A 13894-nucleotide genomic window follows, 5' to 3' on the forward strand; every position below is an offset into this window, starting at 1 on the left:
GCGGGAGTGGTGAAATCGGCAGACACGCAGGATTTAGGTTCCTGTGCCTTCGGGCGTGTGGGTTCAAGTCCCACCTTCCGCACCGAGATCCAGCACATCGAGAACGATCCGTCGCGGATCCATGTCCGGCGGCCCTCACCGACGGCGATCACCGCCGCCCTGCGTGAGCAGGGCGGCGGTGGATGCGGGCACGACAGCGACGGTCCTCGGAGGACTCAGCGGCTCCGCTCACCCCGGGTCATCCGTTCGTCGAGGTCGCCGACGATCGCCGCGATGGCGGCCGTCGACGGTCGCTCCTCGCGCTCGACCTCCGCCTGCTCGTCGGGCGAGAGGTGATCGTCGACGCTCATGGTCGTCTCGTCGAACGGGCGCTCGCCCGTGAGCACGCCGCGCAGCTGGTCACGGTCGAGTTGCTTCGTCCAGGTGCCCACGAGCAACGTCGCAACGGCATTGCCGGTGAAGTTCGTGAGCGCCCGCGCCTCGGACATGAACCGGTCGATCCCGACGATGACGCCGACGCCGTCGACGAGGTCGGGTCGGTGCGCCTGCAGGCCGCCGGCCAGGGTTGCGAGGCCGGCGCCCGTGACGCCGGCGGCGCCCTTCGATGCGACCATCATGAACAGCAGCAGTCCGACCTGCTCACCGAGCGAGAGCGGTGTGCCCATGGCGCTCGCGATGAACAGGGAGGCCATCGTGAGGTAGATCGCCGTGCCGTCGAGGTTGAACGAGTAGCCCGTGGGGATCGTGATGCCCGCCACCGGCTTCGAGACGCCCGCGTGCTCCATCTTGGCGATGAGTCGCGGCAGCACGACCTCGCTCGACGACGTCGAGACGATGAGCAGGTACTCCCGGCCGAGGTACTTCATCATGCGGAAGATGCTGACGCGCGCCACGGCCCAGAGCAGTGATCCGAGCACCGCCACGATGAAGAGCGCGCAAGTGATGTAGAACGCGACCATGAGCGTGCCGAGCGCGACGATCGCACCGATGCCCGTGTTGCCGACGACCGCGGCGATGGCGCCGAACGCGCCGATCGGCGCGACCCACATGATCATCGCGAGGATGCGGAACACGAGCGCCTGGATCTGGCGGATCGCGCCGAGGATCGGCGTGCCCTTCGTGCCCATCTTCTGCAGCGCGAAGCCCACGAGCAGCGCCACGAAGAGCACCTGCAGGATATTGCCGTCGACGAGCGACGAGAGCAGCGAGGTCGGGATGATGCCGAGGATGAACTCCTGGGTCGTCTTCGCCTCGGTCGCGCCGGCGTCGTACGTCGCGTTCGCGATGTTGAGGCCCTCGCCAGGGTGGATGAGGTTGCCGACCACGAGCCCGATCCCGAGCGCGAAGGTCGACATGACGATGAAGTACAGCAGCGCGAGGCCACCGACCTTGCCGACCGTCGCGGCCTTCGCGATCGAGCCGACGCCCAGCACGATCGTGCAGAAGATGATCGGCGCGATCATCATCTTGATGAGCAGCACGAACGCGTCGCCGATGGGCTTGAGCCCCACCGCGAACTCGGGGGCCGCGAGCCCCACCGTGATGCCCGCGAGCACCGCGCCGATCACCGCGATGTAGAGGTAGTGCGAGGAGTCGATCCTGCGCCGGGGCTTCGTGCCCGGGGTTCGAGACTGGAGCGCCATTGCCGTCTGCCTTCCGTGTCGGGTCATCGCCGGTCGACGATGAGGTCGGTATCGGGCAAGGATGCGACGACGGATGCCGCGCGCTCGCGTTGTGTTCATACTGTTCGCGGCACGCGGTCGAACACGCGCCTAGGCTGAAACCGAGCAGCGTTGCGAGGTGGTCATGAAGGCGTGGATCAGCGGCTGGAGCATCGCCGCGAAGCTGTTCGCCCTGCAGCTGGTCATGATCGTGGCGCTCGCGGTGATCGCCGTCGCCTGGATCTGGGCCGATGCGCGCGCCGACGTGGAGCGCGATGCCGCGGCCAAGAGTATGGCGGTCGCCGAGACCCTCGCCTCCGACCCGTTCGTGCACACCGCACTCGGCACGGGCGACCCGTCGGCACGGTTGCAGCCCTACGCCGAGGACGTCATGACCGAGGCCGGCGTCGACTTCGTCACGATCATGGCCCCGGACCGCACCCGGTACACGCACCGCGATCCCGCCCAGATCGGGCAGCAGTTCCTCGGCAACATCGACCGGGCGCTCGCGGGCGAGCCGTTCACCGAGACGTACACGGGCACGCTCGGCCCGTCGGTGCGCGCGGTCGTCCCGATCGAGGACGACGTCGGCGAGGTCGTCGCCCTGGTCGCCGCCGGCGTGACCGTGTCGAACACGCAGGTGGCGCTCGGCGGACGCATCGCAACGGTCATCCTCGCTGCGCTCGGCATGATCGCGATCGGCGCCGTCGGCGCGTGGCTGCTGAGCCGGTACCTGCGTCGCGTGACGTGGGGCCGAGGCGCCGAGGAGATGAGCCGCATGTTCGCCTACTACGAGGGCGTGCTGCACTCCATCGGCGAAGGCCTCGTGCTGCAGGACCGCTCGGGCGCGGTGGTGCTCTACAACGACCGGGCCGCCGAGCTGCTCGGGCTTCCCCGCCGCGATCGCGGACGCGATGAGTCGATCCCGCTCGACCGGCTCGACCTGCCCCCGGCGGTCGCCGACGTGCTCGGCCGCGACGGCGCTGTGGTCGACGAGATCGCCATCACGCCGACGCACGTGCTCGTGATCGACCGCGACGTCATCGTGTCTCGGGACCGCGACCGCGATCGTGGCGCGGCCGGCGCCGGCCGCATCGGTTCGGTCACGACCCTGCGCGACCACACGCAACTCCAGGAGCTCACGGGCGAGCTCGCGACCATGACGACGCTCTCCGACGCGCTCCGCTCGCAGGCGCACGAGTTCGCGAACCGACTCCACACGATCATCGCGCTCATCGAGCTCGATCGGGCCGAGGATGCCGCGGCCCTCGCGAGCTCCGAGCTCGCCCTCAGTCAGGCGCTGGCCGACCGCTTGGTGTCGGCGGTCGAGGAGCCGGTGCTGCTGGCGCTCCTCCTCGGCAAGGCCGCCCAGGCGAGCGAACGGGGGATCGCGTTCGAGATCGATCTCCCCGACCACCTCGAGGCGACGGGCGTGCCGGCCCGCGACCTCATCACGATCGTCGGCAATCTCATCGACAACGCGCTCGACGCGGCATCCGCCACCCCGTCGCCGCGGGTCGACGTGTCAGTCCGGGCGACGGCCGGCGAGCTGCGAGTCGCGGTCGGCGACAGCGGGCCGGGTCCGCGCGACGGCGACCGCGTGTTCGACCTCGGCGTCACGACCAAGCAGGCGCTCGGGCACGGCATCGGGCTGGCGCTCGTGCGCCAGGCCGTGACTCGCCTCGGCGGCCGGATCCGCATCGCGGGCTCGCGGTTCGACGTCACCCTGCCCGCCGCAGCGGCGTCGACGTCGGCCCGGGCCGAGGTGGCCGCCGATGGCTGAGTCGAACGCCGCCGCGCTGCGCGTGCTCGTCGTGGAGGACGATCCCGTCACCGCCGAGGCCCATGCCGCCTACGTCGAACGGGTCGACGGGTTCCACACAGCGGGCGTCGCCCACACCGGGCACGAGGCGATCCGGATGCTTCGCGACACCCGCGAGGGTCGTGCCGAGTCGTTCGACCTCATTCTGCTCGACGTCAACCTCCCCGACACCACCGGAATCGAGCTGTGCCGATCGCTCCGCGCGGTGGGCATCGAGATCGACGTCATCGCCGTCACGGCAGTGCGCGACGCGGCCGTCGTGCGATCCGCCGTGTCGCTCGGCATCGTGCAGTACCTCATCAAGCCGTTCGGCTTCGCCGCCTTCGCGGAGAAGCTCACCGCCTACCGCGACTACCACGCGCGTGTCGCCACGGCGGTCGTCACCGACCAGCAGGAGGTGGATGCCTCGTTCGCGGCCCTGCGCACCACTTCGACCGCCGACCTCCCGAAGGGTCTCACGCGAGAGACCCTCGACCGCGTCCGCGCCGCAGTGCGCGCCGCACCGGCGGGTGCGACCTCGGCGACGGAACTGGCCGCGGCGCTCGACCTCTCGCGGGTCACCGCCCGCCGCTACCTCGAGCATCTGGCCGACACCGGAGTGGTCGAGCGGGCGAGCCGCTACGGCGCCCCGGGTCGCCCCGAGGTGGAATACCGCCCGCGCTGAACCATGCCCGCGATGACGTTCGCCGGCACCAGCAGGAGCAGCCAGAACATGCCGACCGCCGGGAAGAGCGCGGCGAGCAGGAGCGCAAGTGCGATCGTGCCGGTAGTGATCAGGGAGTCGACGACGCGAAGGTGCACGCGACCCTCGCGCACGGTGAGCTCGGGGTGGCGGCGCAGGTGCACGACGAGCCACGAGAGGGTGAGGTTCGAGAGCAGCACCGTGCCGATGTACAGCGAGTTGACGCCCGGGTCGACGGTGTCGGAGTGCGCGAGCACGTTCGCCGTGAACGGCATGACGACGATGCTCGCCAGCCAGACGAAGTTGATGAGGATGACCGCGTCGTCGTAGTCGACCGCAGCCTCGAAGATGCGGTGGTGCGAGAACCAGAGCCGGGCGATCACCGCGAACGTGAACCCGAAGGCGATGAGCGTGCCGAGGTTCGACGCGAGCAGGTCGCCGAGCGACTCGTGCTCGATCTCGACCGCCACGTCGACGAGCGGGAGCAGGAGCAGCGTGATCGCGATCGCGACGGCCGCGTCTGAGAAGTTGACCAGCCGGTCGAAGCCTCGCTCGGTTCGGAAGCGCGCCATGCGCACAGCCTAGAGTGCGTCAGTCGACGCGCGGCGGACCCGCCCGAAGCCGGTCGCGCGCGTACTCGGCGACCCGGTCGGCGGGCACCTGCCAGTCGGATTCGAGCCACCACGTCGCCCCGACCTCGGCCCAGGGGCGGACGACGGCGGCATCGGCCACCGGGTCGACGCCACCCGTCGTTCCCTCGTGCACGATGTCGAAGGGCCGGTCGGCGAGGCCGAGGCGCTCGCGCTCCGCGGTGATCCACGCGATCGCCTCGGCCGCGACGTCGGGCGTGTAGGTGCGCTGCTGCTCGAGCGGGTCGATGCCGGAGGCGTTCGGCGGAGCGTAGTTCGGAATCCACCCGTCGTACCGGGCGACGCGACGCATCGACTTCATGCGCGGCCAGACGCCGACGACCCAGGTGGGGATGCGCGGCTGCTGCACGATCGCCGGCGGCAGCATCGTGCCGGTGCGCTTCGCCCGGTAGTGGTCGCCTTCGTACTCGAACGGATGACCCTGCCAGAGGTGCTGCATGAGCTCGAGCCCCTCGTCGAGCAGCTGGGCACGCACCTTGCGACCGGGATCGTCTTCGAAGATCCAGAACCGATCTTCGACGTCTTGCGGCACGCCGAGCCCGGCCGACAGGATGACGCGACCCTGCGACAGGCGGTCGACCGTCATCGTCTGGCCCGCGAGCTCCCAGGCGCGACGGCGTGGCACCGGCGTGAGCATCGTGCCGAGGCGAATGCGCTCGGTCACCATCGCGGCCGCCGCGAGCGTCGCCCACGGATCGGTGGCCCAGATGCCCTCCCACACGAAGAAGGCGTCCCACCCGGACGCCTCGGCGAGCGGGGCGAGCTCGACGGCGAGTTCGGGGTCGGTGCCGGTGAAGATGAAGCCGTTCCGCATGCGGGCGACGCTATCGCGGGCCGCCGACATCGGCCGCTTCCGAGCTGGCTCAACGACCCGATAAGCTGCACAAGTGAGGTTATCCTTACCTAACTTCGCTTCGCCGCCAACCGAAAGGTCCGCAATGACGATCGCTCCCCCGCACGCAGCGCCGACCCCGGCCACCGAGCCCCTCGACGTCGCCGCGTTGGTGCGCGCGGCCTCCGCCGACGACCACCGCGCCGCCGAGACCCGCGGTTTCATCACGGCGCTCATGGGCGGCTCGCTCTCGCTCGACGCATACACGCGCTACCTCGCGCAGCTCGCGTGGGTCTACGAGGCGCTCGAGGAGCGCGGGAGCCGCCCCGACGACCCGTCGGTGTTCGATCCCGAACTCGCTCGAATGGACGCGATCGACGCGGACCTGGCCGCGCTCGGGGCATCCGACTGGCGCGAGGCGCACCCTCCGCTCCCCGAGACGGCGACCTACGCGGCGCACCTGCGCACGATCGCCGACGACGACGTGCGCTACCTCGCACATCACTACACCCGCTACCTCGGCGACCTGTCGGGTGGCCAGGCGATCGCCGCGCTCGTCGCGCGCCACTACGGCGCGACGCCCGACCAACTGGGGTTCTACCGGTTCGACGTCGCCGACGACGGCGTCGTGCGCTACAAGCGCGGCTATCGCGATGCGATGAACGCGCTCGCGCTCGAACCCGGCGAGGTCGACGTGCTCATCGCCGAGGTGCGCGCCTCGTTCCACATGAACAGCGCGATCTTCGAAGCCCTCGCCGCCTGAGGCCGAAGCTTGCCGCGCCCGGCGACGCACGGGTCATCCGCTCGGATGATTTCATCGGCGGATCCCGGTCGGCACGGGCATCTGCTCGGTAGACTGCAACGACACCACGCCGCTTGTTGACCCGGCGTTCCGCCGCGTCCGACGACTGGAGCCCGCTGCATGATCCACACCGCACTGATCCCGTTCCTCGATCCCGAGTCGATCATCGCCGCGGCCGGGCCGTGGGCGCTGCTGGTGGTGTGCTTCATCGTGTTCGCCGAGACCGGCCTGCTCATCGGCTTCCTGCTCCCCGGCGACACCCTGCTCGTCATCTCGGGCCTGCTCGCCCACCCCGGCACCGGCGGGCCCGACGGCGTCTTCGGCATCTCGGTCTGGTGGGTCGCGCTCCTCATCGGGCTCGCGGCATTCCTCGGCGGCGAAGTGGGCTACTACATCGGCCACAAGGCGGGACCCGCGGTGTTCGAGCGCAAGGAATCGGGGCTGTTCAGCGTCAAGAACGTCGAACGCACGAACGCGTTCTTCGAGCGGTTCGGCGGGCTCACGATCATCCTCGCCCGCTTCGTGCCGATCGTGCGCACGTTCGCTCCGGTCGCCGCCGGCGTCGGCCACATGAACAAGGGCAAGTACACGCTGTACAACTTCATCGGCGCCGTGCTCTGGGGCTTCGGACTCACGATGTTCGGCTACGGCATCGGCTTCATCCCCGTCGTGGGCGACCTGGTCAAGGAGTACATCGACGTCATCCTGCTCATCGCGGTGGGCGGCACGGCGCTCGTGACCCTCTGGCACTACCTGCGCGAGCGCTCGAAGGCGAAGAAGGCCGCTGCTGCCGGCGAAGACGTGGTCACCGACCATGAAGAGGCCGAGCACCTCGTGCTCGATCCCGAGGTGTTCGAGCGCGGTCCCGAAGACCGCTGATCATCGCCGCCCGCACCTGCGGGCAGCGGAGGGTGCGACTACACTCGGCGGCATCCGCGTCACTCGAACCGCACCCTCGAGAGGACGGAACCGACATGGACGTCACCCCGTACACGATCGCGATCTCCGACGCTGACCTCGCCGACCTCCAGGCGCGCCTCGAACGCACGCGATGGCCCGCGGCGCTCGCCGACGGATGGGAGCGAGGCACGCCCGTGCCCTACGCCCAGCGACTCGTGGAGTACTGGCGCTCGAGCTACGACTGGCGCTCCGAGGAGGCGAGGCTCAACCGGCTGCCGCAGTTCCTCGTGGAGATCGACGGCCAGCCGATCCACGGGTTGCACGTGCGCTCGGCCGATGACGCGGCCGTGCCCCTGCTGCTCGTGCACGGCTACCCGTCGTCGTTCGTCGAGTTCGCCGGGATCGCGACCGCGCTCGCCACGCAACCCGGGGTGACGTCGGGAGTCGGACCCGCACCCGCATTCCACGTCGTCGCGCCGTCGATCCCGGGGTTCGGGTTCTCGACACCGCTCACGAGCCATGGCTGGGACATCGCACGCACGGCTCGCGCGTTCGACGAGCTCATGCAGGGTCTCGGCTACGACCGCTACGCCGTGTTCGGCGAGGACGTCGGCGCCGGCATCATCGAACAGCTGTGCCTCGACGCCGGCGACCGCGTGCTCGGATCCATCGCCGCGACCGACCCCGGATCGATCGCGACCCGGTACACGCCGCCGACCGACCACCTCACCGACGACGAGCGCGAGCACCACGAACGCCTCAAGGACGCGCGCACCGAGGACTTCGGCTACCTCGCCCTGCAGACGACGCGCCCCCTCAGCGTCGCCTACGGTCTCACCGACTCCCCCGTCGCCCAGGCGACCTGGATCGTCGAGAAGTTCAGGGAGTGGACCGACCCCGACCGCGCCCTGCCCGAGGACGCCGTCGAGCTCGACGCCCTGCTCACCCTGATCACCGTGTCGTGGTTCGGCCGGGCCGGCGACGGCGCCGCGAACATGCTCTACGAGGCCGCCCACGCGCAGGCCGCATGGGGCCGGAGCCACGATCGCCCGCAGGGCATCGCCGCATTCGGCGAGGAGCCGCTCATGCGCCGCATCCTCGATCCCGACGGTCGCCTCGCGTTCTGGAGCGAACACCGCCACGGCGGGCACTTCCCGGCGATGGAGGCGCCCGACGCCCTCGTCGGCGACATCCGGGCCTATTTCGCCCGGCTGCTCACCGTATGACGCCGGTCACGGATGTGACGCCGGTCACGGATGCTGCGGCTGCTCGCGCCCGGCACGGCCCGCCGGCTCGAGTTGGAAGGTCGAGTGCGCGACGTCGAAGTGCTCGGCGAGGCATCCGCCGAGCTCATCGAGCAGGGCGCCCGTGGAGCCGGACTCGAAGACCGACGGCTCGACCTCCACGTGGGCACTGAACACGGGCGAACCCGAGGTGATCTGCCACACGTGCACGTCGTGCACCGCGACGACGCCCGGCGTGCCGAGGAGGTGCTCGCGGATCTCGGCGACGTCGGTGTCGGCGGGCGCCGACTCGAAGAGCACGTGCATCACGTCGCGGAGGAGCGTCAGCGCCCGCGGCACGATGAGCACCGCGATCGCGATCGACGCGATCGGGTCGGCGGCGTCGAATCCGGTGGCGACGATGACGATCGCGGCCACGATCACGAACGCCGAGCCGATGAGGTCGCCCAGCACCTCGAGGTAGGCGCCGCGCAGGTTGATCGAGTCCTTCGCGCCGCCGCGCAGCACGAGCATCGCGGCGATGTTGGCGAGCAGCCCGAGCACGGCGACCACGAGCATCGGGACGCCCTGAACCTCGTGCGCCTCGCCCTCGGCGCCCGTGAGGAGGCGCCCGACCGCCGAGACCGCCACCGACACCGCGACGACGACGAGGATCACGCCGTTCACGAGCGCGCCGAGCACCTCGGCCCGCCGGTATCCGTAGGTCTGCCGGTCGGTCGCGGGTCGCGCGGCGACCACCGCCGCGACGAGTGCGACCACGAGGCCGATCAGGTCGCTCGCCATGTGACCCGCGTCGGCGAGCAGCGCGAGCGATCCGCTCAGGATGCCGCCGACGACCTGCACCAGCAGGAACGCGCCGATGATCGCGATCGCGATCCAGAGGCGGGCGCGGTTCGCGGCTCCGTGGGCGTGCGAGTGATCGTGCGAGTGTGCCATGTCCCCTCCAGCGTAGGCGCGGATGTCGCGTGCACGCCGTGATGGGAATGAGTCGCGTTCTCAGGGGACGGGCAGGGACGGGCAGCGCGGTCAACCGAGCCCGGTGCGGAACCCCTCACGCCAGCTCGGGTACACGGGCTCCCAGCCCAGCTCGCGCTTCGCCTTCGCATTCGACGAGCCGCGGATCTGCGTCATCATCGAGACACCGTGCTCGCCGATGAGCGGGCGGGCCATCCACGCGGGAATCCGCATGGGCGGCTTGGCGCCGATCGCGCGAGCGAACTCCGGCAGCCACACCGACACGGGCGCGGGCTCGTCGTCGACGATGTTGTAGACGCCGGGTGCGCCGCGGGTGACGGCCGCAGCGGCTGCGGATGCCGCGTCGTCGATGTGGCAGAACGACCACACCCCCGTGCCGCCGCCCACGACCGGGAGCTTGCGTGCCTTGACCATCTCGACGATCTCGCCGCCACGCCCGATGTCGTTGCCCGGCCCGTACAGACTGCCATAGCGGAGCGCCAGCCCCCCGACACCTGTCGTCCGCTGCTCGACGTACCGGATCCCGGCGAGCGTCTCGCGCGACGCCTTCGTCGGGTTCGAGTCGAGCGGGTCATCCTCGGTCTTCACCGGGCCGCCAGTGCGCTGGTTCGGCCAGCCCGTGTAGCTCTGCGCGATGAAGCGCCCGACACCCGCCTCGTCGGCGGCGGCGAGCAGGTGGTCGGTTCCGCGCGTGCGCAGCGCGTTCGTCGCCGCGAAGCCGTGATCGAAGTGCTTCGTGTCGCCGACCTGCCCACGGAGACCCGTGAGCTGGTGGATGATCACGTCGGGATGCGCGTCGAGCACGGCACGGCGCACGGATGCCGCGTCAAGACCGTCCATGACGACACCGCTCGCGCCCGCCCGCTCGAGCTCGCCCAAGCGCGCCTCGCTCCGTGACGAGCCGATCACCTCATGCCCGGCCGCCACGAGCAGCGGCACGAGCCTCGATCCGACGGCGCCGGTCGCGCCTGCGATGAATACCCGCATGATGTTCCCTTCTTCCGTTCTCACCCCCTTCGACGGACGAGCACCCTGATCTGTGACAGCCAGCATCGGGTCTCCGGTATCCGGGGGCCGTGTGCCATGCTCGACGCATGGCCGGAACCGCCGTCGCGCCCGAAGAGCTCCGCCCGCTCATGTTCTCGATCGCGTATCGCATGCTCGGCAGCGTGGTCGATGCCGAAGACGTCGTGCAAGACGCCTACGTGCGCATCGAGGAGCGACGGGCCGCCGGCCTGCACATCGAGAATCCCGAGGCGTTCGCCTCGACCGTGGCCACGAGGCTGGCGATCGACGCGCTGCGGTCGGCGCGTCGGCAGCGCGAGGTCTACGTCGGACCGTGGATGCCCGAGCCGCTCCCCGATGACGACGACGACCCCGCGCACCGGGTCGAACGCGACGAGACGCTCTCGTTCGCGTTCCTCGCGGTGCTCGAGCGCCTCGGCCCGGTGGAGCGGGCAGTGTTCCTGCTTCGCGAGGTGTTCGCCTACGACTACCCGGCCATCGCCGAGATCGTCGAGCGCGACGAGGCCGCCTGCCGGCAGATCCTGCATCGGGCGAAGGCTCGCATCGCAGACGGTCGACCCCGGTTCGACGCGGACGCCACACGGGATGCAGCACTGCTCGATTCATTCTTCGCCGCCCTCGACGTCGGCGACGTCGACGGGCTCGCGGATGCGTTGGCCGACGACGTGGTGTTCTACGGCGACGGCGGCGGGCGTGCGCCGGCCATCCAGCAACCGATCCACGGCGCCGTCGCCGTCGCCAGGTTCCTCGCGGGCCTCGTACGACGCGGCGCGGGCATGCACGTGCGGACGGAGCGCACGGCCGCGAACGGCGAGGCGGCGCTGCGGGTCTCCGCATCCGACGGGTCGATCGTGAGCCTGCTCATGCTGCACGTCGAAGACGGCCGCATCGCGGTGCTCGGCAACCAGCTCAACCCCGCGAAGCTCGCACACCTCGGGCCGGTCGGCGACCTGAACGCGCTCGTCGCGCGCGGGGTCGACCGCCAAGCGAGCGGCGCCGGCGAAGCCGACAGCGCCGTCTAGCGCGCCGCCTCGCCGAGGCGCTCCGCCAGCCGCTCGAGCTCGGGCAGCAGCTCTACGAACGCGCGCGCCCGGTGGCTCTGCTCGTCCTTCTGCTCGGGCCGCAGCTCGGCCGCAGTGACCTCGAGCCCCTCGGGCTCGAAGATCGGGTCGTACCCGAACCCGTGCGATCCGCGCGGCTCGTAGGCGAGGGCGCCGCGCCAGCGGCCCTCGGCGACGAACTCGTGCCCGCCGGGCAGCACCGTGTCGGGCACGACGAGGGCGATCGTGCAACGGAACTCGGCACCGCGATGCGGGCGGCGGATGTCGGCGACCTGGGCGAGCAGCAGTCGCAGGTTCGCCTCGTCGCCGGCGCCCGAGCCTGCCCATCGGGCCGAGAAGATGCCGGGCGCACCGCCCATGACGTCGACCACGATGCCCGAGTCGTCGGCGAGCGCGATGCGACCGGTGTGGGCTGCCGCCGTGCGCGCCTTGATGAACGCGTTCTCGGCGAACGTCAGCCCCTCCTCGACCGGCTCGGGCCCGTCGTACGGGAGGACCTCGGCCTGGGGCATCCGCTCGCCGATGATGCGCCCGAATTCGGCGACCTTGTGCGCGTTGTGGCTCGCGAGCACGAACTCGAGGCTCATGCGCCGGCCGCCGCGTCGGCGTCGGCCTCGCTGCTCGCGGCGAGCGCCGCGACCTGCAGGCGCGTGAGCTCGGTGGTGCCGGCCAGCGCGAGGTCGAGCAGCGCGTCGAGCTCGCGACGGTCGAACGGCGCGGCCTCGGCCGTGCCCTGCACCTCGACGAAGAGCCCGCGGCCGGTGGCGACGACGTTCATGTCGGTCTCGGCGCGCACGTCTTCGGTGTAGGCGAGGTCGAGCATCGGGGTGCCGTCGATGATGCCCACCGAGACCGCCGAGACCGTGTCGATGAGCGGCTTGGCCTTCTGCCCGATGAACTTCTGCGCACGCGCCCACTCGATCGCGTCGGCGAGCGCGATGTAGGCGCCCGTGATCGCCGCCGTGCGGGTGCCGCCGTCGGCCTGCAGCACGTCGCAGTCGATCTGGATCGTGTTCTCGCCGAGCCCCTTCATGTCGACCACCGCGCGAAGGCTGCGGCCGATGAGGCGGCTGATCTCGTGCGTGCGGCCGCCGATGCGCCCCTTCACTGATTCGCGGTCGTTGCGCGTGTTCGTCGAGCGCGGCAGCATCGCGTATTCGGCGGTGACCCACCCCTTGCCCTTGCCGGTCATCCAGCGCGGCACGCCGTTCGTGAACGACGCGGTGCAGAGCACCTTGGTACTGCCGAACGAGATGAGCGCGCTGCCCTCGGCGTGCGCGCTCCAGCCGCGTTCGATCGTGACCTCGCGCAGCTGGTCGGGCGTGCGGCCGTCGGCGCGCACGATGGTCGTGGGGGTTTCGGATGCCTCGGTCATGCGGTTTCGCTCTCCTGTCGAAGCTGTTCGCGGTCGGGGATGGTGACGGCGCCGGTGTGCACGAGTTCGACGCTCGGGATCTCGGGGGCGATGAGCCGGTGCGCGAGGTCGAGGAACGCGCTCGTCGAGTCGCCCGTCGCCTCGTAGCGGTAGGTGGGCGGCGTCGATGCGCGGCGCTCGAGCCCCGTCGAGACGAGCACGCGGTACACGTCGTTCGCGGTCTCGACATCGCTCGAGACGAGGGTGACCCCGTCGCCCATGACGTACGAGATCGCGCCCTTCAGGAACGGGTAGTGCGTGCAGCCGAGCACCAGGGTGTCGACGTCGGCGGCCTTCAGCGGGGCGAGGTACTCCCCGGCGACGGCCAGCAGTTCGTCGCCGGTCGTGATGCCCGCCTCGACGAACTCCACGAACCGCGGGCACGCCTGCGAGAAGAGCTCGAGGTGAGGTGCCGCCGCGAACGCGTCGTCGTACGCACGCGAGCCGATGGTGCCCGCGGTGCCGATGACCCCCACCCGGCCGGTCTTCGTGGCCGCGACGGCCCGGCGCACGGCCGGCTGGATCACCTCGACGACGGGCACGTCGTAGCGTTCGCGCGCGTCGCGCAGCATCGCCGCCGACGCCGTGTTGCACGCGATCACGAGCATCTTCACGCCCTGGGCCACGAGGTCGTCGAGCACCGCGAGCGCGTAGCCGCGCACGTCGGCGATCTTCTTCGGGCCGTACGGCGAGTGCTCGAGGTCGCCGACGTAGAGGATCGACTCGTTCGGCAGTTGGTCTTTCACCGCCCGGGCGACGGTGAGCCCGCCGACCCCGGAGTCGAAGATCCCGATCGGTGCGTCCGTCACGACATCCAAGCTTAGA

Annotated in this window: 14 protein-coding genes and 1 tRNA gene; 7 read left to right on the top strand and 8 right to left on the bottom strand. The window is 70.5% G+C overall.

The genetic code is table 11. The features are described from left to right. A tRNA-Leu gene (locus LQ757_RS09960) sits at positions 1-82 on the top strand. 133 nt (positions 83-215) lie between these two features. On the opposite strand, the gene LQ757_RS09965 is transcribed toward LQ757_RS09960, so the two are convergent. Next, on the bottom strand, positions 216-1643 hold the full coding sequence (locus LQ757_RS09965) for a cation:dicarboxylate symporter family transporter (RefSeq protein WP_231047051.1): 1428 nt from the start codon (positions 1641-1643) through the stop codon (positions 216-218). 163 nt (positions 1644-1806) lie between these two features. Between LQ757_RS09965 and LQ757_RS09970 the strand changes: the two genes are divergently transcribed. Beyond that, the gene (locus LQ757_RS09970; protein ID WP_231047052.1) at positions 1807-3444 is read left to right on the top strand and encodes an ATP-binding protein; all 1638 of its coding nucleotides are present in this window, start codon (positions 1807-1809) and stop codon (positions 3442-3444) included. After that, a complete protein-coding gene (locus tag LQ757_RS09975; protein ID WP_231047053.1) occupies positions 3437-4147 on the top strand; it encodes a response regulator in 711 nt (236 codons plus the stop codon). Before LQ757_RS09970 ends, LQ757_RS09975 begins: the two co-directional genes overlap by 8 nt. Here the strand turns inward: LQ757_RS09975 and LQ757_RS09980 are convergent. Beyond that, entirely contained in the window at positions 4102-4737 is a 636-nt protein-coding gene (locus LQ757_RS09980; protein ID WP_231047054.1) for a TMEM175 family protein, read from the bottom strand. The two genes, LQ757_RS09975 and LQ757_RS09980, sit on opposite strands and share 46 nt — an antisense overlap. Positions 4738-4756: 19 nt before the next feature. After that, a complete protein-coding gene (locus LQ757_RS09985; protein ID WP_231047055.1) occupies positions 4757-5629 on the bottom strand; it encodes an LLM class flavin-dependent oxidoreductase in 873 nt (290 codons plus the stop codon). 124 nt (positions 5630-5753) lie between these two features. Here LQ757_RS09985 and LQ757_RS09990 point away from each other — a divergent pair, with 124 nt between their 5' ends. The 3 genes from LQ757_RS09990 (at position 5754) to LQ757_RS10000 (ending at position 8575) form a co-directional block, all read left to right on the top strand. Then, the gene (locus LQ757_RS09990) at positions 5754-6410 is read left to right on the top strand and encodes a biliverdin-producing heme oxygenase (protein WP_231047056.1); all 657 of its coding nucleotides are present in this window, start codon (positions 5754-5756) and stop codon (positions 6408-6410) included. Between the two features lie 159 nt (positions 6411-6569). Beyond that, complete coding sequence (locus LQ757_RS09995; protein WP_231047057.1) at positions 6570-7328, top strand: DedA family protein; 759 nt, start codon at positions 6570-6572, stop codon at positions 7326-7328. Positions 7329-7423: 95 nt separating this feature from the next. Further along, on the top strand, positions 7424-8575 hold the full coding sequence (locus LQ757_RS10000) for an epoxide hydrolase family protein (RefSeq protein ID WP_231047058.1): 1152 nt from the start codon (positions 7424-7426) through the stop codon (positions 8573-8575). A gap of 24 nt (positions 8576-8599) precedes the next feature. On the opposite strand, the gene LQ757_RS10005 is transcribed toward LQ757_RS10000, so the two are convergent. Beyond that, positions 8600-9529 (bottom strand): cation diffusion facilitator family transporter, encoded by a 930-nt coding sequence (locus tag LQ757_RS10005; RefSeq protein WP_231047059.1) that lies wholly within the window; start codon positions 9527-9529, stop codon positions 8600-8602. A 90-nt stretch (positions 9530-9619) separates the two neighbouring features. Then, entirely contained in the window at positions 9620-10555 is a 936-nt protein-coding gene (locus LQ757_RS10010) for an NAD-dependent epimerase/dehydratase family protein (protein WP_231047060.1), read from the bottom strand. Between the two features lie 107 nt (positions 10556-10662). On the opposite strand from LQ757_RS10010, the gene LQ757_RS10015 reads away from it, so the two are divergent. Further along, positions 10663-11616: an RNA polymerase sigma-70 factor gene (locus LQ757_RS10015; RefSeq protein WP_231047061.1), complete on the top strand. Its 954-nt coding sequence runs from the start codon at positions 10663-10665 to the stop codon at positions 11614-11616. Here the strand turns inward: LQ757_RS10015 and LQ757_RS10020 are convergent. From LQ757_RS10020 to murI, 3 genes are read right to left on the bottom strand one after another with little or no spacing between them, the layout of a single operon-like run. Continuing rightward, complete coding sequence (locus LQ757_RS10020) at positions 11613-12242, bottom strand: non-canonical purine NTP pyrophosphatase (RefSeq protein WP_231047062.1); 630 nt, start codon at positions 12240-12242, stop codon at positions 11613-11615. The genes LQ757_RS10015 and LQ757_RS10020 overlap by 4 nt on opposite strands. After that, the gene (rph, locus tag LQ757_RS10025) at positions 12239-13030 is read right to left on the bottom strand and encodes a ribonuclease PH (protein ID WP_231047063.1); all 792 of its coding nucleotides are present in this window, start codon (positions 13028-13030) and stop codon (positions 12239-12241) included. The genes LQ757_RS10020 and rph overlap by 4 nt, the downstream gene beginning before the upstream one ends. Then, positions 13027-13878 carry a glutamate racemase gene (gene murI, locus LQ757_RS10030; RefSeq protein ID WP_231047064.1) on the bottom strand — a complete coding sequence of 284 codons (852 nt, stop codon included), beginning with the start codon at positions 13876-13878 and terminating at the stop codon, positions 13027-13029. The genes rph and murI overlap by 4 nt, the downstream gene beginning before the upstream one ends. Positions 13879-13894 lie beyond the last annotated feature (16 nt).

The organism is Agromyces cavernae (genome assembly GCF_021044935.1).
GTDB classification, from domain to species: Bacteria; Actinomycetota; Actinomycetes; order Actinomycetales; family Microbacteriaceae; genus Agromyces; species Agromyces cavernae.